General features: G+C 54.2%; 29 protein-coding genes. 12 read left to right on the forward strand and 17 right to left on the reverse strand.

The annotated features are described in order from the left end of the window. Window positions 1–42 precede the first annotated feature (42 nt). Together ACFSOY_RS03605 and ACFSOY_RS03610 are read left to right on the forward strand one after the other, a co-directional pair. Complete coding sequence (locus tag ACFSOY_RS03605) at window positions 43–678, forward strand: lytic transglycosylase domain-containing protein (RefSeq protein WP_386044153.1); 636 nt, start codon at window positions 43–45, stop codon at window positions 676–678. A gap of 179 nt (window positions 679–857) precedes the next feature. Further along, window positions 858–989, forward strand: a complete 132-nt coding sequence (locus ACFSOY_RS03610) for a hypothetical protein (protein WP_386044154.1) — start codon at window positions 858–860, stop codon at window positions 987–989. 58 nt (window positions 990–1,047) lie between these two features. Here the strand turns inward: ACFSOY_RS03610 and cax are convergent, their stop codons facing one another. Next, a complete protein-coding gene (gene cax, locus ACFSOY_RS03615) occupies window positions 1,048–2,094 on the reverse strand; it encodes a calcium/proton exchanger (protein ID WP_386044155.1) in 1,047 nt (348 codons plus the stop codon). A gap of 163 nt (window positions 2,095–2,257) precedes the next feature. On the opposite strand from cax, the gene ACFSOY_RS03620 reads away from it, so the two are divergent. Beyond that, window positions 2,258–2,899, forward strand: a complete 642-nt coding sequence (locus ACFSOY_RS03620) for a helix-turn-helix transcriptional regulator (RefSeq protein ID WP_386044156.1) — start codon at window positions 2,258–2,260, stop codon at window positions 2,897–2,899. A gap of 66 nt (window positions 2,900–2,965) precedes the next feature. On the opposite strand, the gene ACFSOY_RS03625 is transcribed toward ACFSOY_RS03620, so the two are convergent. Continuing rightward, window positions 2,966–3,235 carry a GIY-YIG nuclease family protein gene (locus ACFSOY_RS03625; protein ID WP_386044157.1) on the reverse strand — a complete coding sequence of 90 codons (270 nt, stop codon included), beginning with the start codon at window positions 3,233–3,235 and terminating at the stop codon, window positions 2,966–2,968. Window positions 3,236–3,300: 65 nt separating this feature from the next. Here ACFSOY_RS03625 and ACFSOY_RS03630 point away from each other — a divergent pair, with 65 nt between their 5' ends. From ACFSOY_RS03630 to ACFSOY_RS03640, 3 genes are all read left to right on the forward strand, one after another. Next, entirely contained in the window at window positions 3,301–5,052 is a 1,752-nt protein-coding gene (locus ACFSOY_RS03630; protein WP_386044158.1) for an ABC transporter ATP-binding protein, read from the forward strand. 12 nt (window positions 5,053–5,064) lie between these two features. Further along, window positions 5,065–7,110: an ABC transporter ATP-binding protein gene (locus ACFSOY_RS03635; RefSeq protein WP_386044159.1), complete on the forward strand. Its 2,046-nt coding sequence runs from the start codon at window positions 5,065–5,067 to the stop codon at window positions 7,108–7,110. A gap of 177 nt (window positions 7,111–7,287) precedes the next feature. After that, on the forward strand, window positions 7,288–8,205 hold the full coding sequence (locus ACFSOY_RS03640; RefSeq protein WP_386044160.1) for a phosphatase PAP2 family protein: 918 nt from the start codon (window positions 7,288–7,290) through the stop codon (window positions 8,203–8,205). 144 nt (window positions 8,206–8,349) lie between these two features. Here ACFSOY_RS03640 and ACFSOY_RS03645 read toward each other — a convergent pair whose 3' ends face one another. Further along, entirely contained in the window at window positions 8,350–8,703 is a 354-nt protein-coding gene (locus ACFSOY_RS03645; RefSeq protein WP_386044161.1) for a 2Fe-2S iron-sulfur cluster-binding protein, read from the reverse strand. After that, window positions 8,696–9,127, reverse strand: a complete 432-nt coding sequence (locus ACFSOY_RS03650) for a DUF309 domain-containing protein (protein ID WP_386044162.1) — start codon at window positions 9,125–9,127, stop codon at window positions 8,696–8,698. The genes ACFSOY_RS03645 and ACFSOY_RS03650 overlap by 8 nt, the downstream gene beginning before the upstream one ends. Window positions 9,128–9,243: 116 nt before the next feature. Here ACFSOY_RS03650 and ACFSOY_RS03655 point away from each other — a divergent pair, with 116 nt between their 5' ends. Beyond that, on the forward strand, window positions 9,244–10,032 hold the full coding sequence (locus ACFSOY_RS03655; RefSeq protein WP_386044163.1) for a hypothetical protein: 789 nt from the start codon (window positions 9,244–9,246) through the stop codon (window positions 10,030–10,032). A 28-nt stretch (window positions 10,033–10,060) separates the two neighbouring features. Here ACFSOY_RS03655 and ACFSOY_RS03660 read toward each other — a convergent pair whose 3' ends face one another. Together ACFSOY_RS03660 and ACFSOY_RS03665 are read right to left on the reverse strand one after the other, a co-directional pair. After that, on the reverse strand, window positions 10,061–10,942 hold the full coding sequence (locus ACFSOY_RS03660; protein ID WP_386044164.1) for a GNAT family N-acetyltransferase: 882 nt from the start codon (window positions 10,940–10,942) through the stop codon (window positions 10,061–10,063). 118 nt (window positions 10,943–11,060) lie between these two features. After that, window positions 11,061–11,237 (reverse strand): hypothetical protein, encoded by a 177-nt coding sequence (locus tag ACFSOY_RS03665; protein ID WP_386044165.1) that lies wholly within the window; start codon window positions 11,235–11,237, stop codon window positions 11,061–11,063. 241 nt (window positions 11,238–11,478) lie between these two features. Between ACFSOY_RS03665 and gerPC the strand changes: the two genes are divergently transcribed. Beyond that, on the forward strand, window positions 11,479–11,733 hold the full coding sequence (gene gerPC / locus ACFSOY_RS03670) for a spore germination protein GerPC (protein WP_386044166.1): 255 nt from the start codon (window positions 11,479–11,481) through the stop codon (window positions 11,731–11,733). Window positions 11,734–11,820: 87 nt separating this feature from the next. On the opposite strand, the gene ACFSOY_RS03675 is transcribed toward gerPC, so the two are convergent. Both ACFSOY_RS03675 and ACFSOY_RS03680 read right to left on the reverse strand, forming a co-directional pair. After that, a complete protein-coding gene (locus ACFSOY_RS03675) occupies window positions 11,821–12,534 on the reverse strand; it encodes a hypothetical protein (protein ID WP_386044167.1) in 714 nt (237 codons plus the stop codon). A 68-nt stretch (window positions 12,535–12,602) separates the two neighbouring features. Continuing rightward, window positions 12,603–12,728: a hypothetical protein gene (locus ACFSOY_RS03680; protein WP_386044168.1), complete on the reverse strand. Its 126-nt coding sequence runs from the start codon at window positions 12,726–12,728 to the stop codon at window positions 12,603–12,605. A gap of 149 nt (window positions 12,729–12,877) precedes the next feature. Between ACFSOY_RS03680 and ACFSOY_RS03685 the strand changes: the two genes are divergently transcribed. Next, on the forward strand, window positions 12,878–13,072 hold the full coding sequence (locus ACFSOY_RS03685; RefSeq protein ID WP_386044169.1) for a 2-hydroxymuconate tautomerase: 195 nt from the start codon (window positions 12,878–12,880) through the stop codon (window positions 13,070–13,072). Window positions 13,073–13,120: 48 nt separating this feature from the next. On the opposite strand, the gene corA is transcribed toward ACFSOY_RS03685, so the two are convergent. Further along, window positions 13,121–14,104, reverse strand: a complete 984-nt coding sequence (gene corA / locus ACFSOY_RS03690) for a magnesium/cobalt transporter CorA (RefSeq protein WP_386044170.1) — start codon at window positions 14,102–14,104, stop codon at window positions 13,121–13,123. Between the two features lie 241 nt (window positions 14,105–14,345). Further along, window positions 14,346–15,653: a hemolysin family protein gene (locus ACFSOY_RS03695; protein ID WP_386044171.1), complete on the reverse strand. Its 1,308-nt coding sequence runs from the start codon at window positions 15,651–15,653 to the stop codon at window positions 14,346–14,348. 287 nt (window positions 15,654–15,940) lie between these two features. Here ACFSOY_RS03695 and ACFSOY_RS03700 point away from each other — a divergent pair, with 287 nt between their 5' ends. Beyond that, window positions 15,941–16,423, forward strand: a complete 483-nt coding sequence (locus tag ACFSOY_RS03700) for an inorganic diphosphatase (RefSeq protein WP_386044172.1) — start codon at window positions 15,941–15,943, stop codon at window positions 16,421–16,423. A gap of 50 nt (window positions 16,424–16,473) precedes the next feature. On the opposite strand, the gene ACFSOY_RS03705 is transcribed toward ACFSOY_RS03700, so the two are convergent. Next, complete coding sequence (locus tag ACFSOY_RS03705) at window positions 16,474–16,737, reverse strand: hypothetical protein (RefSeq protein ID WP_386044173.1); 264 nt, start codon at window positions 16,735–16,737, stop codon at window positions 16,474–16,476. A 74-nt stretch (window positions 16,738–16,811) separates the two neighbouring features. On the opposite strand from ACFSOY_RS03705, the gene ACFSOY_RS03710 reads away from it, so the two are divergent. Then, window positions 16,812–17,600, forward strand: coding sequence for an ABC transporter substrate-binding protein (locus ACFSOY_RS03710; RefSeq protein WP_386044174.1), 789 nt, complete (start codon window positions 16,812–16,814; stop codon window positions 17,598–17,600). Window positions 17,601–17,633: 33 nt separating this feature from the next. Here ACFSOY_RS03710 and ACFSOY_RS03715 read toward each other — a convergent pair whose 3' ends face one another. From ACFSOY_RS03715 to ACFSOY_RS03730, 4 genes are all read right to left on the reverse strand, one after another. Further along, the gene (locus ACFSOY_RS03715) at window positions 17,634–19,151 is read right to left on the reverse strand and encodes a long-chain-fatty-acid--CoA ligase (RefSeq protein WP_386044175.1); all 1,518 of its coding nucleotides are present in this window, start codon (window positions 19,149–19,151) and stop codon (window positions 17,634–17,636) included. A 95-nt stretch (window positions 19,152–19,246) separates the two neighbouring features. Continuing rightward, entirely contained in the window at window positions 19,247–20,029 is a 783-nt protein-coding gene (locus ACFSOY_RS03720; protein ID WP_386044176.1) for an enoyl-CoA hydratase-related protein, read from the reverse strand. Between the two features lie 194 nt (window positions 20,030–20,223). Beyond that, window positions 20,224–20,520 (reverse strand): hypothetical protein, encoded by a 297-nt coding sequence (locus tag ACFSOY_RS03725; RefSeq protein WP_386044177.1) that lies wholly within the window; start codon window positions 20,518–20,520, stop codon window positions 20,224–20,226. Between the two features lie 278 nt (window positions 20,521–20,798). After that, window positions 20,799–21,278, reverse strand: a complete 480-nt coding sequence (locus ACFSOY_RS03730) for a hypothetical protein (RefSeq protein WP_386044178.1) — start codon at window positions 21,276–21,278, stop codon at window positions 20,799–20,801. A 319-nt stretch (window positions 21,279–21,597) separates the two neighbouring features. On the opposite strand from ACFSOY_RS03730, the gene ACFSOY_RS03735 reads away from it, so the two are divergent. Continuing rightward, on the forward strand, window positions 21,598–23,169 hold the full coding sequence (locus ACFSOY_RS03735) for a nitrite/sulfite reductase (protein WP_386044179.1): 1,572 nt from the start codon (window positions 21,598–21,600) through the stop codon (window positions 23,167–23,169). Window positions 23,170–23,297: 128 nt separating this feature from the next. On the opposite strand, the gene ACFSOY_RS03740 is transcribed toward ACFSOY_RS03735, so the two are convergent. Both ACFSOY_RS03740 and nifU read right to left on the reverse strand, forming a co-directional pair. Next, the gene (locus tag ACFSOY_RS03740; protein WP_386044180.1) at window positions 23,298–23,660 is read right to left on the reverse strand and encodes a hypothetical protein; all 363 of its coding nucleotides are present in this window, start codon (window positions 23,658–23,660) and stop codon (window positions 23,298–23,300) included. 62 nt (window positions 23,661–23,722) lie between these two features. Continuing rightward, a complete protein-coding gene (gene nifU, locus ACFSOY_RS03745; protein WP_386044181.1) occupies window positions 23,723–24,145 on the reverse strand; it encodes a Fe-S cluster assembly scaffold protein NifU in 423 nt (140 codons plus the stop codon). Between the last annotated feature and the right edge of the window lie 20 nt (window positions 24,146–24,165).

Genomic DNA, 24,165 nt, shown 5'->3' on the forward strand with positions numbered 1-24,165 from the left:
TTATCGAGTAAACTAAAAGGAATAGGTGAAACGAGGTGCTACATGGACGTAAAATTGCTCGCTGCCCTGATGCGGACGCAGATGGCGTCTCCGCTGGGCACCAACTCTTCCATCACAGGTTCAGGCTCCGATTTCTCGATGCTGCTCGCCGAATTGCTCGCAAGCCAAGGCGATGCGCTCAGCAGCAGCGATCTGCCTGCACAGACGAACATGCGCACGCGCACGCTGCCCTTCTCCCTCGGCATGGCAAACGGGTACGGTCAGAGCTTTGGCCGAGTCACATCATTTGGCGGTTCAACCGATTTTGACGAGCTGATCCGGTCTGCCGCTCTGCGCCACGGGGTCGATCCGCAATTGGTGCGCGCGGTGGTGCGACAAGAATCGGGTTTTAATCCATATGCAACATCTTCGGTCGGCGCTGGCGGTCTGATGCAGTTGATGCCTGCGACCGCGCGAAGCCTCGGCGTGGAGAACGTGTACGATCCCGCCCAGAATCTCGATGGTGGCGTTCGCTACTTGAAGCAGATGCTCGATCGCTATGATGGCAATGTGGCGACCGCATTGGCCGCCTATAACGCCGGTCCTGGCAATGTGGATCGCTATGGCGGCATCCCACCGTTCGGTGAGACGACTCGCTATGTCCGCAACATCCTCAGCAGCTTTCAGTCGATCGGCTGATCGGTTCGAGCGGGGCAACCTGTCTCGACCTTTTCGTCACGCGCCTTTTGCACGCGAGATTCAGAATACTGAAAAATAGGCGACATCTGTGGTCATCTGCCCTGAACAAATTCCCCTCCCCGCGCATGTACTAGGACTGTACGCGGGCAACATCAACCAACTACGAGGGGGTATGTTCCATGTCAGGTCATCATGCTGCTGGCTATGGCGTAGGGATCTTCGGTGGCTATACCCGTTGGGCGGTCGTTTTTCTGATTATCTTCGTCTTGTTCTTCCTGCTCATCCCAGGATATGATGGCGGCGTCGTCTGATCGACTGCAGTCGCACCAAAAGGCTCGCACATTCTGTGCGGGCCTTTTGGTTTTCAGGTTACAGGAAGAAAAAGCCGATGCCGATGATCAGATAGGCGCCCAGCGCCATCGCACCTTCCAACCAGTTCGACTCTCCGTCCTGAGCCAGAAAGTTGATCAAAAACACGGCGAGCACCATCGAAGCGAGCTCAGGCCAGGTAAAGACGAGCGTCATATGATTGCCCAGTGCGAGCGACAGAAAGACGAGCACCGGCGTGACGAACATCGCGACCTGCAGCGACGAGCCGACCGCAATCTCCAGCGCCAAGTCCATCTTGTTGCGCCAGGCCATCAGAATCGCCGAAGAGTGTTCCGCCGCGTTGCCGATGATCGCGACGATGATCACGCCGATAAACACTTCCGACCAGCCCAACTTCTGCGAGACCGCCTCGATCGTGTGGACGAGCAGTTCCGACTCATAGGCGACGGCGACCGTCGCGATCGCCAACACGCCGATCGCTTTCCCAACGCTCCACTCCGCCTCTTCCTCCTCCATGTTCTCCGTGTAAATAAAGAGGTTGCGATGCGTGAATAAAGAAAAGAACAGCCCGAGCAGATACAGGATGAGGACGACGATCGAAACGCCGACCGACATTCGAATGTCGATCGTCCCCGGATGGGACAGGGAGAAGATCGCCGGGATGACCAATGCGATCACCACGCCGAGCAACATCATCGCAGCATTCGTTCCGGCGATGGTGCGATTAAATTTCTGCTTGGGATAGCGCACGCCGCCGATCAGCATCGACAGGCCGGCCACCAGCAGCAGGTTGCCGATGATCGAGCCGGTAAGCGATGCCTGAACAACTCCGATCAGGCCTTCCCGCAGCGCGAAAAACGCGATGATCAATTCGACCGCATTGCCGAACGTTGCGTTCATCAAACCGCCGATCTTCGGACCGCTGTGAATGGCGATACTCTCCGTCGCACGCCCCATCACCCCGGCCAGCGGAATGATCGCAGCACAGGCGATCGCAAACAGCGCAACTTCGTTCCAGTGCAAATATTTCCCGATCACACTGAGCGGAAGCATGATCAGCAGCAGTATCATCATGATCCTCTGCATCCCAGAATTCCTCCTCCACGTTTCGAGTCGATCACACACCCGATCAGATACAATATATCCCTTTTTTCGGCTTGCCCTATTTTCTAACCTTTTATATATAGAAATTTACTTCGAGCAAAAAAAGGTATATACTGTTTCTAACAGTTCCGGAAGGGTGACGCACATGTCAAATCAAGAGACCAACACCCGCAGAACGATCATCACGATCTTGCGGACCGAGGGGCCAATGAGCGCAGGCGACCTTGCGGAGCGCATCGGAATCACCGAGATGGCGATTCGCCGGCATATTGCGACGCTGGAACGAGACGACCTGATCTTCCCGACGACCATCCGCCAACCGATGGGACGCCCAGCCAAAGTTTATCAGCTGACCGAAGTGGCCGATGAGCTCTTTCCTAAAAGCTATCATTCCCTGATGCTCGACATCCTAGAAGACATCGTTCGCGTGGATGGTGAAGACAAGATCCAAGCGATCTTTGACCAGCGCGAGGAGCGTCTGACCAGCCAGTTGAACGAGATGCTCGAAGGGAAATCATTGGAGGAGAAGGTGCAAGCGCTCGCCGAAATGCAGAACAACAAAGGCTATCTCGCCAAATGGGAGCGCAAGGACGACGGGTCGTACGAGATCATCGAGTACAATTGCCCGATCGCCCAAGTGTCGAAAGTCTATCCGCAGACATGCGCCTGTGAGACCAACGTGTTTCGCCGCGTGCTCGGCACGGAAGTCGATCGCTCACAGTGTCTGGCAGAAGGCGGCAGCTCTTGCGTGTTTAAAATTGAAACTGGAGAGCAGACGGAAGGATGATCTCCTGCGCTTCATCTGATGCGCTTCGCATTTGCGAGCGCATTTCCTCTTCGTCATTATTTCGATTTACGAACGATTCCCCCGTGGCAACAGACAGATCGTTCGGATCAACCGCTCCTTTTTCAGCTTTGACAGTCGTTTGATCTCACGCTCTCGACGCAGCGCACTGCCAAGATCGATCTGCACCTCTACATAGCGCAAGGTGAGCGGACCTCGACCCCGAGTATACTTAGCGCCTTTTCCCGCTTCATGTAGAGCGATGCGCCGCCACAGATCTTTCGCAACACCTGTATAAAGCGAACCGTCCCCACACTCTAAAAGATATACGTACCTCATGTTCGTTCTCAGCACCTGTCTTTGTACTCGTAATTATCAAAATGTTAGCATAAAGGAAGATGATGATGAAAGAATTTATTACGCTCAAGGAATTTTTCATCGCGCACAAAAAGTCCTTTCTCCTCGGCATCTTCTGGGTTTTCTTCGTGGACGTGATCGGGCTGATCACCCCGAAACTGCTCGGACTGTTTGTCGATGATCTGCGAGCCGGTGAGCTCGACCGAACGGGTATCCTCACGTACGCGGGGCTCATCTTCGGCGCGGCGATCTTCTCTGTCATCGCTCGCTACTTCTGGCGGATCTACATCATGGGCAACTCCCGCAAAGCGGAAGTCTACCTGCGCGACAAATTTTATGACCACCTGCAGAAACTCTCGCCCAACTATTTTAACCATCACAAGACGGGCGATCTGATGGCAAATGCGACCAACGACCTCGGAGCGATTCGCCAAGCGCTCGGCCCGGGCTTCCTCTCGGCGGTCGACCCCACATTTGTCCTCACCTTTACGGTCATCATGATGGTCTACACGGTCGGCTGGCAGCTGACGTTGGCCGCGCTGGCACCGATGCCGCTCCTGGCATTGATCGTCACGATGTTCGGCCGGATCATCCACAAGCGATTCGGCGAAGTGCAAGCGGCGTTCGGCTCGCTGACCGACCGCGTCCAAGAGAATTTCGCCGGCGTTCGCGTCGTCAAATCGTTCGTCCAAGAAGAGGCGGAGATCAAAAAGTTTACCGCCGAGAACAAGGAGAACTTCAAGGCGAACCTCAACCTGATCAAAGTCAACGGAATCTACAACCCGATCGTCCAACTTGTCACCGCCGTCTCCTTTTTGATCGCGATCGCCTACGGCGGTATTCTCGTCGTCCGCGGCACGATCACCCTGGGGGAATTTGTCACCTTCAACACCTATCTCGGCCTGATGACCTGGCCGATGATGGCGATCGGTTGGGTCATCAACATGTGGCAGCGCGGTGCCGCATCGATGAAGCGGATCAATGAAGTGTTGCGCACGCTGCCTGAGATCAACGACGATCAAGATCTGGCAGCAAAAGAGGATCTCGAAGGCAACATCGAGTTCAAAAACCTCACCTTCACCTACCCCGGCTCAGAATTGCCGGTGCTAAAAGACATTTCGATCAGCGTAAAAGCGGGTCAGACGGTGGCAATTATCGGTCGCACCGGCTCGGGCAAATCCACGCTGATGAACCTGCTGCTCCGCCTGTACAACCCGCCAGAGGGCACGCTGTTCCTCGATGGTGTAGACATCACGCAAGTTCCGCTCTCCACCCTGCGGGAAAACATCGGCTATGTGCCGCAGGAAAACTTCCTGTTCTCCAAAACGATTCGGGACAACATCGCCTTCTCCGGAGATGGTTACTCGCAGGAACAGGTCGAAGCGGCAACGTCGCTCGCACAAGTTCATTCGAACATCGTCGACTTCGAGCACGGCTATGACACGATGCTCGGCGAGCGCGGCGTCACCCTGTCCGGCGGTCAGAAACAGCGCGTCTCCATCGCGCGCGCCGTGATCAAAAACCCGAAGATCCTGATTCTCGACGACAGCTTGTCTGCTGTCGATACGCATACGGAAGAAGAGATTCTCTTGCAAATGAAACGGATCATGCAGGCGCGGACCTCTTTGATCATCGCCCACCGCATCTCGACGATCAAAGATGCGGATGAGATCCTCGTCTTTGACGAAGGGCAGATCATCGAGCGCGGCACGCATGATCAGCTGTTAGAACTGAAAGGCCTCTACCATGAACTCCATCAGAAACAACTGCTCGAAGACCAAATTGCAGCCAACAACTAAGGAGGTGACAGCATGTCAAACATCCATGAGGAAGATCAGTTAGAAAAATCATATGACGGTAGGTTGATGAAGCGACTGCTCAGCTACATCAAACCCTACAAGTATTGGATGCTGCTGTCGATCATCCTGCTCTTGGTGATCACCGTTTCCGACTTGGCCCGACCCTACTTGATCAAAGTTGCGATCGACGACCATATGAACGTGTTCAACACCACGTTTGTCGCCGCCACCTCGGAGGAGGCGGCAGACGATCAGCGCTACGCATTTCGCGACGAAGTGCTCGTACGGGAAAGCACCATCACCGACCCGGCTGCCGATCGAGCTCGCTACCACATCGAGACGACCGATCAAGATCAGTATGTGATGGTTGTCGAAAATGCGGGCACCGCCCAAGAGCGCCTGCCGATGACCGATGCGGAAGTCGATGTGTTCAAAGATACGGAGATCGACGCGCTGATCGGGATCGGGCTGCTCTACCTCATCTTGATCCTCGGCTCGTTTGTGCTCAACTACGTGCAGACGATCGTCCTGCAATGGACTGGACAGCGCATCATCTTCAACATCAGACAGCAGCTGTTCTCGCATCTGCAAAAGCTGTCCCTCGCCTTCTTCGACCGCAATCCGGTCGGTCGTCTGGTCACGCGAGTGATGAATGACACCGAGGCGTTGAACGAAATGTATTCGAACATGCTGGTCACGCTGTTCAAAGATGTGTTCATCCTGCTCGGCATCATCCTCGTCATGTTCCAGATGAACGCGAAGCTGGCGATGATCTCGTTGGCCTGCGTGCCGTTCGTCATCATCGTCTCGCAGATCTACCGCCACTATGCGCGACGCGCCTTCCGCGACACGCGCGTCAAATTGGCGCGCATCAATGCGACGCTCGCAGAAAACATTTCCGGCATGCGCATCATCCAGATTTTCCGCCGGGAAAAACAGATGCACAAAGAGTTCGAAGCGATCAACAACGAATACTTCCGTGCGACTTGGCGCGAGCTGCAGACTTTCGCTATCTTCCGCCCTTCGATGGAGCTGATCGCACAGCTCGCGCTGGCGATCCTGATCTGGTACGGCGGGGGCAAGGTGCTGGACAGCGCGCTCCAGATCGGTGTTCTCTACATGTTTATCAGCTACACCCAACAGTTTTTCCAACCGATCAACGACCTGTCGGAAAAATACAACATCCTACAGTCTGCGATGGCTTCGTCAGAACGGCTGTTCCAATTGCTCGACACAGACGATATGATCCAAAACCCGGCACTGCCCAAGCCGTTTGAAAACATCAAAGGGCGCGTGGAGTTCAAAAACGTCTGGTTCGCCTACAGCGGCGAAAACTGGGTCTTGCGCGATGTATCCTTTACGATCGAGCCGGGTGAGACGATCGCTTTTGTCGGAGCGACAGGCGCTGGGAAAAGCTCGATTCTCAACCTGCTCTCCCGCTTTTACGACATCCAAAAAGGTGAGATTCTGATCGACGGTGTCAACATCAAAGAGGTGAAAAAAGAGGACTTGCGCCGCGCGATCGGCGTCGTGCTCCAAGACGTCTTCCTCTTCAGCGGCACGATTCGTGAGAACATCCGCCTGCAGGAGCCCTCGATCACCGATGAGCGAATCGAGCAGTCGGTCCACTATGTCAACGCCGACAAACTGATCAATAAATTACCCGGGAAATTAGACGAACCGGTCCTGGAGCGCGGTGCTACCTTCTCGGCTGGTGAACGTCAACTGATCGCTTTCGCTCGCGCCCTCGCTTTCGATCCGGCGATCCTCGTCCTCGACGAAGCGACAGCCAATATCGATACGGAGACAGAAAGCCTGATTCAAGACGCTCTGCACAAGCTGACGCAAGATCGCACCACCATCGTCGTCGCTCACCGGCTCTCGACCATCCAAAACGCAGACAAGATCATCGTCATGCACAAAGGCATGATCCGCGAAATGGGCAACCATCAAGAGCTACTCAGCCACGGCGGCATGTATTACAACCTTTACCAACTGCAATACAAGGAAGACTTCCAACAAGAATCGGCAGTTGCGCTCACGCCTTCGCAAGCATAGTGCGGCCGTTGAACAACTCAACTCGCATCCCATTCCTGCTGCAATCTTCTCCAAAAAGACCTGCCCTCAACTTCCTGAGGACAGGTCTTTTTTCATCAAATCTATGATATAATGTGATCTTGTTCACAAGACTTTTACACAGATTTTACTGAACATATTCTGAAGGAGGAACTGCACATGACCAAGCAAAAATGGCTGTGGGCATTGCTGATCGTGGCGACAGGTCTGGTGCTCTACGGGATTATTTCCGTGCAGAACTGGGGGCTTGGCTGTGTTGTGCTGATCCTGCTCACCCTATACGGCATCAAAAAAGACCAAGCGGACATCTCCTGGCAGAAGTTTTTGCCGTTCGGCTTTCTCGCCTTGCTCTTCCCCTTTGTGATGTACAATTACGCGGGTTCGTTCTGGCACAACGTTGTCGCTTGGCAGACTGACAGCGTCCATCATTATTTCCAATGGAATGATCTGTTCGCTTCCATTCCGTTCAACGATGCGTCCTTTCTCTGGTTTTATCAGCCGGAGTGGCTGGTCAAGCTGATCGGTTGGGTCTACTGGTACGGCTTCACGCTCTCCTTTTGGGCCTGCATCATCCGCAGCTTCTTTACCAAAGATGTCAAAAAGATGCTTCACTATGCGTTTGCCGGCTTCGTACTGCAAGTCCCGCTGATCCTGCCGTTTTACAACACAGTCTTGCTGCAGGAAGTCTGGTATGTGTACGGCCTTCCCGACATGCTCGATCCGTGGTACCGCCATTACACATCGGAGGCGGAAGCGTTAAACTGGGTGCAAAACTGCTTCCCCAGCATGCATACGTCGATGGCATTTGCCATGTTGCTGATGGCGATGCGCGAGAAGTCACGCTCGTTCCGCTGGACGATGGGTACCTACTGCACGCTGATCATCCTTTCGACCATGTACTTGAAGATCCATTGGGTGATCGATGTTCTCGCCGGCATGCTCTTCGCCTATGCGATCGTCAAGCTGGCCGACCTGATCATGAACAAAGTGGTTTCGCGAATTGCAGCACGCTTCCCGCTCAGCTCGCGCAAAGTGGTCGCCGAAGTCGCTTCCAGCTCCGAGCAAGACCGTCAATAAGCGATACAGCCTCTCGGTGGATTGTCAGTTCATCGGCAGTCATCATCATGCGTACGGCAAAAGGCATCCCCAGACGGGGATGCCTTTTCTCGTTCCAGATCAGCTCGATCCTAACTCAGCTTAATTCAGCCAGACAGCCGGTTATCAGGAGGATGGATCCTGCTCCGATTGGGATCTCGCCGCTTCCAACTGCATGCGAATCACCCGGCGCAACGGGTCTTCCGGCAGGGTCACGACCGCATCGCCTTTCACTTTTGCTTGGCAGCCCAGCCGGAACCCCTCCTTCAACTGCCGCTCGGATAGCATGCGCTGTTCAAGCAGGGTCGGCGGGTCGAGCACCCCCGCTGGCTGCACCTGCAGTTTGCAGGTTCCGCACGCCCCGCGCCCGCCGCACTTGCTGGCCAAGACAGCTTTTGCTACCCGCACCGCAGCCAGAAAAAGCACCCCATCTCGCACCTCCACCGTCTTGTCGTGGGGAAGCACTTTCACCTTACTCATCTCGTTCCTCTTCCTCTATAAACCACGCTGGCACCTCTTGGGGAATCTCCGTACCATCTTCCAGCCACAGCTTGATCGGCTCGATGCCGAGCTGTTGAACATCATCGCGCTCCATCTCGACCACATGGGGGATGCGCGCTAAACAGTCGTCCAGATAATCGAGAATGCGCGCCACATCTAACGCTCGAAACTGGGGCGAATAGGGCGATAACAGCTCCTTGGCTCGCGTCAGCAGCAGACGGCACCCTGCAACATTGCCCGAGTTTAAATGATACAGGCCGACCGCCAATTGGATCAGCCCCTTGTAGAAATCGATCCGGTCGCTGTGCCAATATCCTTCCAACACTTCGTGCGCCTCAAAGTAGTCCACTTCGTTCACATATTTGAGAAACAGCAAATATTCGATCGGATGCTCTTCCCTCATCAACAATAACTCCAATCTCGATGCGAACGCCTTTAACAACAGGCATTTGGCAGGGTGACGATCTCTCCCCGCATACACATATAGTATAACCAATTGACAGATCACAGGAGGTTCCCATGCGACGAAACCTGCACGCAACTCAACACACTCTTCGCCCCAGGGTCAAAGATCTCCTGCCGACAACATCCGTCCTGATTTACGGACAAGACTCCACGCTGTTCAAAAAAACAATGCTCAGCCTGAGCCGTCAACGAAATGTCTCCCTCGAATGCTTGTTGCTGATCGATGAGCCGAATTTTAACCTGCGCAGCCTCTCGATCACCAAGCAATGGCCGCGTCGGTTTGCCCTCAGCTTGCTACTGGCGGACTCCCCTTGCGGAAAATCGCACCTCGTCAACCTCGCATCGTCGCACATCACCGGACAGCACACGCTGGTCCTGCAAGCGGGAGACCGCTTCGAAAAGAATGAGATCGCCGCGATGGAGCGCAAGCTGAGCGAGGCGCCCGCCCAAACGATCGGCGTCTTTGGCGATCTTCAGCTCTGGGAGTACTCGCAAAACGGCGATCGGATCAAACGGACGATCGCTGGATTTGACTTTCATTCTGCCCAACACTTTCTGAGCGAGCTGAGCTGTGAGCATCGCCTTGCTCCTCCGCTCGTCTTGACCGACCATTTTAAGCAGCATGGCTATCCGACCGACTATCCGAGTGAAGGGTATCTGCTCGCCGACACAGCGTATGTTCTTTCCCTGCTCGAAAACGGGATGTTCGAGTATCATCCTGATCTGTGCATCAGTCGCTATCATTCAGCCGAACTCCCTCTCTACAAGCCAGAGGACGAAATGCACATCCTAAACATCCTGCTTCGTCAAACGGCCAAAGAGCTTTCGATAAAATTTCCCTAAGCTTCCCGACCGCTCGCCGGAGGGAAGCTTAAAATCGCTTGCCAAAAACATAAAAATCATGCTGCTTCCCTTTCGGCCCAACGAACGAGCGCTGGATCGCCCCCAACAGCTCTTGTGACGCGCCCGCCAACTGGATCGACATCCGCTCCACCTGCTTCGCTTCCTGCAACGCTCTGCCGACAGCTGCAACTCCCCCGGCGTTCGAAGCGGCGACCAGCTGCAAAATTCGCAGCTCCCTCCCATTCCCTCGATACAGCGCAACCGCTTCGATCTGGTCGCCCTTCTCCGCGATCACACAGCCGGCGCGCTCGCGGCTTCCGATCAGCTCTTTCAACAGCGCGCGGTCGAGCGACACCGTCTTTTGAAAATCATGCGGGCAAGTGACCGCCGCAAAGGAGGCGCGATAGCCGACCTGCCCCTCCAACCAGTCGATCACCTCCGCTGCATCTTCCGCATGTCGCACAGAGCGCAGACCCGATTTCCCCTTGATCCTCCGCCGCGGGAGATCGGTAAATCTCGTCCAGCGCGCCCATTCGGTGAATCCGCGGCTGCCTCCCATCATGCTGTGCACGACCCTGTTGGTGATCATCGTGTTTAGACGAACCGCTTCGGCACCTCGGGCGATCACCTGACGCTCGATATAATCGACAAAAGAGCCGCCGATCCCACCCCCTTGCGCCTGTTTTCCGATCCGCATCCATTGCAGCCAACAATCGGCAGGACGCGGAAACACCGCTTGGCAACAGCCGATGATCCTGCCGCTCTGCTCGGCGACATACCAACCTTCCGGCTCTTTTTCATACCGTCGTTTCATCCGCGCCAAGCGCTCCTTGACCGGACGCTTCGTGAACAGCTCGGACATGCCTTTCCAATCTGCGCGCGCTCCCTGGCGAAATGTGACTCGGTCCAATCGCCGTCCCTCCTTTCAACCCCTCCTTCCTAGACTATGAAGCAAAGACAGGAGTCGCCAACAAAAAAAGGGCGCGATGATTACGCGCCCATCTATAAAAAGGAGTGTGTAAACGGTTTCACTCTGCGCCCAAAAATTGCAGGCACACGTACCAATCGTACTCTTCCTCGCGACCGTGCGATTCTAGTTCGCGATAATAATTGAGAAAATCGGAACTCGACATTCCAAAGCGCTGTTCGCATTCTGACACATAAGAGATCATCTCTTCCCGCTTGCGAGCCAAATATTCCTGCATATCAGATATCCCTCCGTCAATAACTTTCCTTCAGCACTTTCAGCATATCATATTATATGCTCTTTCGTCGATATATGACATACGATATAAAGAAATCTCGCAGGAAAGAATAACCTATTATAATCAAAATCCAAGATATTTGCCACCTCATCTTCGAAGTGGAACGAGCGATACTCCGCGATAGGCATCTGTCACACCTCTTTTGCTGGTGCCATACATTGAAACAAAGGAGGTCTCGGCGATGCATCCTCTCCTCCAAGAGAACGACTACCTGCGACGTCGCGTGGCAGAGTTGGAGCGTGAGAACCTGCACATTCGGCTGATGCTGGCAGCCAAAACGCTCGTCATCGACAAAGTCGAATTCAACTTTGACAAGATCAGGATCGACAACCTGAACGGTGCGCTGCAGATCGGCCTCAGCCATCAGGCAGAGGCGATCAACGCGCCTGCGATCGACCTGCCGCACCTACAGCGAGGTTCCGCCTTGCGCATCTAAAGCAAAAACAAACGGCGGTCCCGTGGGACTGCCGTTTCGTGCCTGTTCGGAGATCGGAGCTTCCGCAGCCCAAGCGGGTCTCGCCAACTACTTTTGCATCCATTGACCGACCATTTTGGTCAGCTGGTCGAGCATTTCGCCGGAAATGCCTCCTCCCTCGCTCTTGCTCCCGCCATCCGACCCCGGTCGAGCTTGCTGCGGCATCCCTACCATCGCACCATTCCGCTGCTGGCCTTGGCTTCCGGACGGATTGCCGATCGGGTGCGGTCCGAACGGCATGCCAGACATCCCGGGCATGCCTGGCATCCCAGGTCCCCCCGGCTGCATCGGCCGCTGCATCATCGCGGGCGGCATCATCTGCTGCATCCCGCCCTGGCCGGGGAATGAGGGCATCATCTGACCGCCGCTCGGAAATCTCCCACCCTGAAATTGTCCGCCGTTCGGAATGGTTGGCAATCCGCTTTTCCCATCAGAGCTGACCGATTTGCTCTTGTTCATCGCGCCTTGGAACATGTTGCTGATCATGCCTTTGAGCATATTGAGCACCATCGGGTTTTGCAGGATCATCGTCAGGAACCCTCCGTCGAGCACTCCTGCTGGCAGGATCGAAGTGCGCACCACCTCTGAGAAATGCAACATCAACCGCAGATACTCCTCTTCGGACAGCTTGAGCTTGACCGCTTCCTCGCGAATCATCTTGCGCATATCTCCATCGAGCACCCACGAGCGCGGAGAAGTTCGGTACACCGGGCGCTGCCGACCTTTGAGCCTGCGCTGTCGCCTTTGCGTGCGCTTCTGCATTCACTTCCCTCCTTTCAACAAAAGAACCGAGAGGCGATCCCCCTCGGCTCTCAGGTTTATTCCATCCTTTAAGCGTACATATCAGGTACGAGCAGGAAGAACAGCACAAAGATAATCAGGAATACGATCGCCCAGCGAGTGAACCCACCAAACATTCCATATCCATATCCAGCACTCGCAACTTTACCAGACATTCGACTTCCCCCTTGTCGGTTGATACTTCATCGTACTCACCATATGTGCTTTTTGCACAGGACAACGACCTAAGCCCGTCTAAATTAGGTGCGTGCCCAGCGAAAGGAATGTATAATAGACGAGACACTCTCCGAAGGAGGCTCCTCACATGCCGTTTGTACATATTGAATGGATGGAAGGTCGCTCGCTTGAGCAAAAGCGCGAACTGACCAAACGCATCTCCGATGCGGTGGCAGAAGTGGCTGGCATCCCGCAAGATCGCGTCCATATTTTCTTCAAAGATATGAAGTCTGATGAGTACGGCTTCGGAGGCGAACTGATCGTCGACAAGCAGCGCAACTAAAAAGAGCAAAGCCCCTCTTCCATCCACATCGGAACAGGGGCTTTGCTGTCAGATCCAACCGCGCTTATGAAACAGTTTTAACATCCAGTAGGTCATTCCCATCAGGCCGACGAAGATGATCGCCGTCGATACGTACGATTCGCTAAATGGAATCGGCACGTTCATTCCAAAAAATCCGGTGATAAACGTCAGGGGAAGCATGACGGTCGAGATGACGGTCAGGACGCGAATCGTGTCGTTGGTGCGTGACGTGACGAGCGAATAGTACGTTTCCAGAGCGCCGGAGATCAGATCGCGATACGATTCCACCGAGTCGGAAATCCGTTCCAAATGGTCGACCAAGTCGATGTAATAGGGAATGTTCTCCTCATCGATCTCAAACGAATATCGCCCGTTTACGTTGGCAAAAATTCGCTTTTGCGGCTGAATCACCCGACGAATCAGGACGATGTTGCGCTTCAAGGTCAAGAACTCGTCGATGATTTCATGCACCGGTTCGACATAGATTTCGTCCTCCAGCTCGTCGATCCGTGCGGAGAGCCGTTCGAGGATCGGAAAATATTCGTCGGTGATGCCATCGACCATCGAGTAGAGCAAAAAATCAGGACCGCGGTTCATATAGTGGTTGCTGCGCAGCGATGCGGCGGCGATGCGACCGATCGTCTGCAGCGGCTTCTTGTGGATGGTGACCAAGTAATTCTTGCCAAGAAAGATGTTGAGCTCTTCGGTCGTGATCTCAATCTCCTTCTCCTCATCATAGCGAAGCGCGTGAAAGACGAAAAAGTAATATTGATCTTCATCATCTTCATACTTATCGACCTTTGAGCGCGGGCTGTCGTGCAGACAGTCTTCGATCGCCAATGGGTGGAAGTCGAAAATATTTCCTACATACTTGAGCTCATCTGCCGTGCAATTGTAAAGGTCGATCCACAAGAGATTTCGCGTATCCTGCAACAGTTCGGCTCTGCGCGTCAGATCAACATCATGATACATCTTGCTCTCTTGATAGTTGTAATAATAGGTTTTAATCAAAAGCGCAGCCCTCCTATCCTCTCCGAATCTGAGACAGGAACCGTCTGGGATTCTACTTTGGATTATAAGGTTGCTTGCTCTAGCGCGTCAACGTCCCCGGCGAGAAGAGATGATCGGTCGATGTGTCGATACACCCTCCTGACTCCTGCGCACCGTCCGAGCATTTGAATTCCTTTGCACAGATAGTCTTCAACAGAAAAAGCCTGAGCATACGCTCAGGCTTTTCAAACTAGCCGATCAGTTAGGCAAATTGCAAATCTTCTTCGTCTGCCGATCGCAGTCGGCGCACGGCTAGCCGCGTCACCCGCAGCGAATCCATCTCGGTGATCGTAAACTGGTAGTTATCGAGCGTCACTTTCCCGCCGACAAATGGCGTCTGGAAATGAGCGTAGATAAAGCCACCGATCGTGTCCACCTCTTCCGATTCGATGTTGAGGTGGAAATATTCGTTCACTTCATCGATCAACATCCGCGCGTCGATCGACACATGGTCGCTTTGCTCTTCGATAAATGGACGCTCTTCGTCAAATTCATCCTGAATTTCGCCGACAAGCTCTTCGAGGATGTCCTCTGTGGTGACGATCCCCGCCGTGCCGCCATATTCGTCGATGACGATCGCAAGCTCCGAGCGATTCTTCTGCAAGATCTTCAGAACGTCTTTGATCGGCATCGATTCGGGAACGGTCACCGGCTTCCTGGCGATCGTTTCCAGGGAGGCTTCCTCGCGGCCGCTGAGAGCTACCGCGTACAAATCTTTGATGTGGACAACGCCCACGATGTTATCTTTATCTTCTAGGATGAGCGGAAAGCGAGTATGCTTTTCCGAGTCCGCCTTCTCCAAGTTGTCCTTAAACGATCGGTTGATGTACAGACAGCTCATGTCTGTTCGCGGCACCATGATCTCACGGGCGACGCGATTGGAGAAATCAAATATATTGTCAAAAAGTGTGCGTTCCGTTTCGTCGATCACACCGCTCTCGTGACTTTGGGTCACGATCATCCGCAGTTCCTCTTCATTGTGAGCCAACTCAGCATCTGAAGCAGGTCGAATGCCGATCAATCGCAAGAATGAGTTCGCCGTTCCGTTGAGCATCCAGATGAAAGGATACATCAGCTTATAAAAAAAGATCAGCGGACCTGCCGTCCAAAGCACAGTCCCCTCCGCGCGCTGGATGGCCAGCGACTTCGGTGCGAGTTCGCCGAGCACGATGTGCAAGAACGTGATGATCGAAAAGCTGATCACCGTCGAGACGGTATGCAACATCGCTTCGTTCAAACCAAAACCGTCAAACCAGAGGATGAAAAGCTTCGAAAGCGTCTTTTCCCCTACCCAACCGAGGGCGAGCGAGGAGATCGTAATACCAAGCTGTGTCGCCGATAGATGAGCGTCCAGCTTGTCGGTTACCCTTTGCGCAAATTTAGCTCGCTTGTTCCCTTCCAAGACCAACTGCTCGATGCGCGTGGAACGAACCTTGACCATCGCGAACTCCGCCGCAACGAAAAAGCCGTTCAGCAACACCAGAGAGATGATCAAAAGAATCTCAAACAACGTAATACTGCCTCCAAAAGGGTCTTCCAAAGTCAGGCTCCTGACAATACGCTCACGTACGTCAGGAATCCACCTCCTAGAATATAATTTGTCAAGCTTTAGTATATCACAGTCCAGCCTTTTCCTCCACCTGCCATATTCCCACTCTATGCGCCATCCTTCAGCAAAAATGACGATTAGTGACCGTAACGAACCTATTCCGTTGTCAGGTTCGTCCGCACTTGCTATAATTGGAATGATTCACTGTGTGAAACAAGTATATGAGAGAAGTAGGAGGTTCTTTAGCCATGGCTATGATCGTTAACGCTTTGATCGAAATCCCGACCGGCTCCCAGAACAAGTACGAATACGACAAAGAAAACAACCGCTTTATGCTCGACCGCGTGCTGTTTTCCCCGATGCATTACCCGACCGAGTACGGTTATATCGAAAACACGTTGGCAGATGATGGCGACCCGCTCGACATCCTCGTGCTGACCACCTTCCCGACCTTCCCGGGCTGCGTGATCGAGTCCCGCGTGCTCGGCGTTCTGATCATGACGGACGACAAGGGCAAAGACGAGAAGTTGCTGGCCGTTCCGACTCAAGATCCGCGCTTCCAAAACGTACATACTTTGGATGATGTTGCACCGCACGTGCTCAAAGAGATCTCGCACTTCTTCCAAGTGTACAAAGACCTCGAAAACAAACAGGTCCAAATCGATGGCTGGGAAGGTGTCGAGACTGCTCAGCGCCTGCTCGACGAATCGATCGCTCGCTACAGCAAGTAAGCGACGCAAACAAAAAATCCTGAGTGGCAGCACCACTCAGGATTTTTTGTTTAGGCACCAAACATCTTAAATCCGCGCATGACCAACGTGCGAATCGTCAGCGACGCGGCGAGCGCTCCGACAACGACAGCCACACAAAGCGCAATCTCGCCTCCGCCGATCTCGAACCCTCTGGTCACGAGATAGTAGCCGACGGCCGCGACTGCCACCACGGTGGATGTCCACGGGAATTTTTTCGTAAACATATCCAAGATGAAAGAGATCCCGAACGAAGCGATCAGAAACAATAGAAAAGCCACGATAAAAATTGGCATGAGCCTTAGTCACCTCATTTAAACAGGTTTGCCTGTCTCATTGTATCATTAGGTCAAGAGAGGAGCAACCAGCTATGACCGATCAACGCATCGTTTCGATCTGCCCGAGCAACACAGAATTGCTCGACGCGCTCGGTTTGATCGACCGTGTCGTCGGCATTGACGACTATTCAGACTGGCCGCCAGAAAAAGTGAAGGATCTGCCGAAGCTCGGCCCCGATCTGAACATCAACATGGAGAAGTTGGTCGAGCTGAAGCCGGATCTGGTGATCGCCTCCCTCTCCGTGCCCGGCATGGAAAAAAACGTGGAGCGCTTGGCAGAGCTGAACATCCCACACCTCGTGCTCAACCCGAAGACGATCGAGGAGATCTACCAGGACGTTCACACGCTCGGTGCAGCCTGTGGAGTGCCGGAGCGAGCGCAGGAGCTCGTCGCCGAGCTGATGCGAAAGATCGAGCAGGTGCAAGCGAAAGCCGAGCGGTTGCCCCACTCGCCAAAGCTGTACTGGGAGTGGTGGCCGCGTCCGATCTTCACGCCGGGAAGCGGCAACTGGCTGACCCCGATCTCTGCGCTGGCTGGCGGCAGCAACCTGTTTTCCGACCGCCCTGGCGACTCCTACACGGCGACGCATGAAGAGGTGATCGAACGGGCGCCCGACTATATATTTGCCGTCTGGTGCGGTGTGCAGGCAGACAAGGTGAAGCCTGAGATGATCACCGAACGGGAAGGTTATGACGCGATCCCTGCCGTGCAGAACGGGCGCGTATACGTGCTGGAAGAGGGACTGTACTGCCGCCCCTCTCAGCGCCTGTTTCAAGGCTTAGAAGAGCTCGTCGACCTCCTGCTCGCCGATCAGCCCTAGACAAAACCCCCGGACGGGATCCGGGGGTTTTGCTCATGGCGAGACCGAATTGCTCTGTTGTTTTTTCAACTCGCGGCGCAAGATCTTCCCCGTGGTGTTCTTCGGCAGCTCCTCCAGGATCAGCACCTCTTTGGGCACTTTGTAGGACGCGAGCTCTCCTGCGCAGTGCTCAATCAGATCTTCTGCCGTCACATCCTCCTGTTTCAATGCCACATAGGCGCATACTTTCTCGCCATAGTTCGCGTCAGGAACTCCGACGACCGCCGCTTCCCGAACGCTCGGGTGATGAAACAGCACCTCTTCCACCTCGCGTGGATACACATTGAACCCGCCGACGATGATCATGTCTTTCTTCCGGTCGACGATCGTAAAGTACCCTTCCTCATCCATCGTCGCCATATCCCCTGTGTACAGCCATCCGTCGCGCAGGGCGATCGCCGTCTCCTCCGGACGGTTCAAGTACCCGATCATCACGTTATCGCCGCGGCAGACCAGCTCGCCGATCATGCCTGGCTCCAGCTCATTGCCGTTCTCATCGACGACTCGCGCTTCCACACAGGGGATCGCCACCCCGATCGTGCCCGCCTTGCGCGGCCGATCGAGCGGGTTGAAGGTGACGACCGGCGACGCTTCCGACAGCCCGTACCCCTCTGAGACGATCACGTTAAACTTCTTTTCAAACCCGGTCAGCACCGCCACCGGCATCGCCGCACCGCCCGAGATGGCGACGCGCAGCGAGCTGAGCACATCCGGCTCTACCTCCGGATGTTGCAGCAGGAAGTTAAACATCGTCGGAACTCCGGCAAACATCGTCGCCCGCGTTGCCTGGATCGCCTGCGCGGTCTCAGTCGGGGAGAAGCGCGGCATCACAAGGAGGGTCGCGCCTCGGTAGATCGGCGCGTTGAGGCAGACGGTCATGCAGAACACATGAAACATCGGCAAGACCGCCACCACGATGTCCTCGGCGCTCATGTTCAAGAAATCGCCGATGTTGTTCGCGTTTGCGCAGAGGTTTTTGTGGGAGAGCAGCGCGCCTTTCGGTTGGCCGGTCGTTCCTGACGTGTAGAGGATCACCGCCACTTCATCAGGTGTCATCTCAACAGACGGCAACTCGCCTTCACTGTTCAAGACATCAGCAAACGCCAAAGCGCCTTCCGCTTCCGCACCGACCAAGATCATCAGCTTGCAGGAAGGGATCATCATTTTTACCAGCGGGGCAAGCGGCGCCATCTGGCCTAAGGCGATCACCGCATCGATCTTGCAGTCGGCGAGGATAAACTGGATCTCGCCCGGCGTATAGAGCGGGTTGATCGGCACCGCCACAGCACCCAAGCGCACGATCGCATAGTAGGCGATCACAAATTCGGGAGAGTTGCCCAACAACAGCGCAACATGAGAACCTTTGATGATCCCATGTTGGGCCAAACCAATCGCAAAACGATCCACATCTAAGTCGAGCTCACGATAGGAGATCGTCTGATCCAGATAGAGCAAAGCGGCCACGTCTGGCGTGCGCTGTGCGCTCTGACGCAAATTTGTACTCAAATTCACTGGGATCACCTCATAGGTTCATTTTCCAACCAAACGGTCGGTCGATTGTGGGTATGACCTGCCGACAAATTTGCTCGACAGGTAGGAGACACCGATTACCGATGTTTAAATCTCGGTTCGCGCTTCTCAAAAAACGCGCGACACCCTTCCGTGATATCTTCCGTCTGGAATACCTCATCCAGCAGTTCCGCTTCGTACAGCACTCCGCTCGTCAAGTTCATCTCCAGTCCCTTGTCGACCGCTTTCTTGATGCGGGAAAGCGCTGTTAAGGTACGCGTCGCCAAGACTTTAGCCATCGAAAACGCACTCTCAAGCACTCGATCGTCCGGGACGACCTTGTTGACCAAACCGATTCGCCACGCTTCTTGGGCTGTGATCGGATCGCCCATGAACATCAGTTCCTTCGCTCTCCCTTCGCCGATCAGACGCGGCAAGCGCTGCGTTCCACCCGCGCCAGGAAATAGCCCCAGCTTGATCTCCGGCAGCCCGAGCCTCGCGCTCTCACCGGCGATTCGAATGTCACAAGCCATCGCCAGCTCAAGCCCGCCGCCGAGCGTCAAGCCGTTGAGCGCAGCAATCGTCGGTTTGGGCAAGAAGTCCAGCCGGTTGTAGGTGTGAAAATGCTCCAGCGCCATCTTTTTCGCTTCTCCGCGCGCCATCTTGGAGGGAAACTCCTTGATGTCCGCTCCGGCTACGAAAGCTCGTCCAGCGCCTGTCACGATCAACACCACCACTTCGTCATCCTGCTCGACTTCTGTCACACAGTCGCGAATCTCGCGACCGACACGCTCGCTGATCACATTCAGCGGAGGGTTGTCGATCGTCAGAAGAGCAATTCCATCTTCTTTCGTCAGTCGGACCATCTCGCGAACACTCATCTCCTGCAGTGCCTCCTACACACCGTCCCCATCGTAACGGTATAATATTTTCTTCTACACTACCGATATGAGTTCCTTCCGGTTTTTATACTAACCAGTCATATTTTCTAACTTTTCTATCGATTCTGTGAAAGTTGTGAACAAGATCGCATGAAAAAAGGCACCCTGTGCGGGTGCCCCGAAAAAAGATGGTCTTACGCTTTTCTGATCTTTTGCGCAGCGATCAACATGAGGAAGATGCCCGACAAAAGGTGCATCGCCCAACCGACAAACGGAATCCACGCCACCAGCGAGGTCACGATACCCAAAACAGAACCGAAGACCGGCTCTCTGTTCGACGACGAAAGAACCAGCGTGACAACGTGCAGAATCAGCATCAAAAATAGCGGTACATAGTAGAGCCCCATCACAATCCCCGCACCGAGGAGCGGAATCGCCAGCAGGATTTCGAACGAGCCGGTCACCCACTGCATTACACGAGAAGAAGTCAATGTCATACCTCCTACTACATCGAAATAATTATGACATTTCCAGTATAGCGGAATAAGGAATATATTTCTATAACGAATGTGAAACCATCCTCTATTACGAGTCAAATTTCATGTTATGAGAGCTGTTACTTTTTTATTCCCATCTTCGTGATCGCAAACATCGTACCCTCACCACAATATGCCTGAGCTGGAACGTTTGCGCACACGAACTTCCGAGCAGGCGTGATCACGGTCGACTGCACGCACAGCAAAAAGCGCCCAATTCGGGCACTTTCAATTTATTTGCTGGCTCGCGGCGGCACAAACGGAATGCGCACATCCTCTTTGGCGAGATAGAGATCGTTGGTCTTGGGAATGTATTCAGCTTCCGGTGGGTTCGCGTCGCGGTTTGGCAGCGTGCCCTTTTCAAGGCGATGGCTCTGCTCGTAGATGCTGATCACCCCGATCGCACCGATCGCTCCCCCCTCTTCTTTCCACACTGCGTTCGAATATAGCTCTTTGACGATCTCATGAGCCGACTCTTTCGTCACCGTATCGGTCTGCACCGCATAGACGTTCGTTTCTGGATCATGGAAGATCACCTCGAACGGATAGGCGCTCTTATACCCTTTCGCCACACTTCCCGGTTCCACAACTGCGGACGAATCATCCAACCGTTTGATCTGCACATCACCACAGCCGGTGAGAACCACCCCTGCTAAACACAATCCCAACAGTTTGATGATTTTGTTGGCTCGACTAGATTTTATTTGAATCATCACCCTTCTTGAAATACTAAACCTATCATATCAAACGATTTTTTTATTTTCCAGCAGCAGGAAAATGTCTGTCAACTTCAAGAGCGGACGACAGCTGCTAATACGTTCGAGCGGTGCTGCTCGCTCCGCTCCTGACTGCGCGCCTTCCTCGCGCTTTCATCTGCACAGGAACGCAGCCATCCCCGATTGCCGATTCTTTTGCCGATTCTTCTGCCGATCCCTGCTGATCCTTTTGGCTCCCTTTACAGGATCACCGATAAGACTTATAATTCTTATGTGTATACTTGGAATTAAACAGATAGCAGGGGAGTGAGCCGAGTTGACATTGAACAAAGAAGAGCGATTGAAGCTTGAAAAGGACGGACTTGATGTGCTTCACGATATTCATCGGTATGCAGAAGCAGGGTTTGAAGCGATCGATCCGGGCGATTTTGTCCGCTTTAAATGGTATGGCATCTACCAGCAAAAGCCGAAGACAGACCCTTATTTTATGATGCGCGTGAAAATTCCAGGCGGAATGCTCACCTACGAGCAGAGCGTCGTTGTCGCCGAGTTGGGCAACAAGTTCGGTCGCGGGCTGGTCGATGTGACCACCCGTCAGGCGATCCAATATCACTGGTTGCAAATTCAAGACATGCCGGAAATTTTTGAACGTCTGAGCACTGTGGGCATGTCGCCGATCCAAGCGTGCGGAGATGTGGTGCGAAACGTCATCTCAAGCCCTGTGGCCGGTCTGGATGCGAAAGAGCTGTTCGATGTGCGCGATCTCGTGTTCGCGGTGGAACAGAAGTTTCTCAGCAACCGAGAATATTCTAACCTCCCCCGCAAGTTTAAAATTTCGATCGCCGCCGATCCTCGCGACCTCGGCCATCCGGAGATCAACGATCTGGCGCTCGTACCCGCTCGCTACGGAGAGGAGGTCGGCTTTCACATCCTCGTGGGCGGCGGTCTGTCCGCCAAGCCGCACATGGCGCAAAACCTCGGCATCTTCGTGCGCCCAGAAGAGGCGTTAGAAGTGATCGAAGGCGTGGTGAAAGTGTACCGCGACCACGGCTACCGCGAAAAGCGCAACCATGCTCGCATCAAGTTCCTCGTCGCCGACTGGGGCGCTGAGAAATTTCGCGACAAGTTGGAGGCGGTGCTCGGCAAAGCGTATCTGCGCGGCGGCGAGCGCGTGCAGGAAGATTGGAACGGTGCGTACCTCTACGGGGTACATAAGCAAAAGCAAGCGGGCTTAAATTTTGTCGGCCTCTCGCTTCCGGTCGGCCGCATCTCCGGCGACATCTTGCTCGAATTCGCCCGCGTCGCCAAGCAGTACGGCAATGGTGACCTGCGCACGACCAACACGCAGAACATCATCATTCCGAACATCCCGGATGAAAACGTGGCCGCTCTGCTCGACGAGCCGATCATTCAGCAGTTCACCGCCAAGCCACCGACGTTTGTCGGCCATGCGGTCTCCTGCACCGGCAACGAGTTTTGCAATCTCGCACTCGTCGAGACGAAAGCGCGGATGAAGGGCATCGCCGAATATCTCGACACCGCGTTCCCCGACTTTCCCACCCCGATCCGCCTGCATGTGAACGGGTGCCCCAACCAATGCGGTCAGCAGGCGATCGCCGACATCGGATTGGCAGGTGCGCTGGTGCGCCGAGACGGCAAGATGGTCGACGCGTTCGATGTATCGATCGGCGGCGGGCTGGGACGAGATGCGAAATTTAACCGCAAGATCGCTCTGAAAGTTCCGGGCGACCGCGTGCATCACACCATCGAGTCGATCGTGCGTCACTATATAGATCACCGCTTGGAGAGCGAGACGTTTCGCGAGTACGCCAACCGCGTGGCAGATGAAGAGCTCAAATCATTTTTAGAGCGGACGACAGCCGTTTAAGCGCTAAGCGCTGAGCGGTCCGTTCCGTCAAGCTCCTTCATCCCCGCTATAAAAATCAAAATCCCCCGCTGGAGCGCGACGTATCGCGATCAGCGGGGGATTCTTCTGCTTGGCTAAACGATTGTCTGTTACAGCATCCGCTTTTGCGCGAACAGGAAGTCGGTCAGGCTGTTTTTCAGCAGCTCCAGCTTCTCGTTCTCTTTTTTCAGCGCTTTGTACAGGTGCTTGTTCTTGCCGATGCCGAGCTTTTCCAACTCGGTGCCCGTCTCCGACCAGCGCTGCGCTTGGCGTTTTAACTTCGACATCTCGCGTTGGTTTTCGATGATCGAATGCTGCAGGGCGGTATGGATCTGCTGAATCTGGTCGGCAGAGAGCTTCATCGTCCAGTTGTCCGCATCCACCTGTGTCAGTTGCAGATCGACCACATACTCTTTCTTGCCATCGGGGAGCAGCGGGTTGACCCACTTCTCCTCTTTCAACTCATCAGACATTGCGGTCACCTCTTTTCAAAAAACTCCCTCCAACAGAGGTGTGGAGGGAGTTTGGAATGATCTTACTGTTCGTCCCAGTCTTCGAAGTCTTCTTCGTTCAAACCGAGGTTTTTGCCCGATTTCTTTTGATAGTCGAGCAGAGCAGCTTTCAGCGCCTCTTCTGCCAATACGGAGCAGTGCATCTTCACCGGCGGCAGGCCGTCGAGCGCATCGGCGATCGCGCGGTTGGTCAGGTCGAGCGCTTCGTTGATCGTCTTGCCTTTGATCATCTCGGTGGACATCGAAGAAGTTGCGATCGCTGCACCGCAGCCGAACGTCTTAAACGTCACGTCTTCGATCATGTTGGTCTCATCGTTGATCTTCAGGTACATCTTCATGATGTCCCCACACTTCATGTTGCCAACTTCACCTACACCAGATGCGTCTTCGATCTCACCGACATTGCGCGGGTTGGTGAAATGGTCGATAACTTTATCGCTATACATATTGAGTTCCTCCTCAGAGT

It is taken from the genome of Tumebacillus lipolyticus (assembly GCF_042682745.1).
In the GTDB taxonomy this organism is placed as follows: domain Bacteria; phylum Bacillota; class Bacilli; order Tumebacillales; family Tumebacillaceae; genus Tumebacillus_A; species Tumebacillus_A lipolyticus.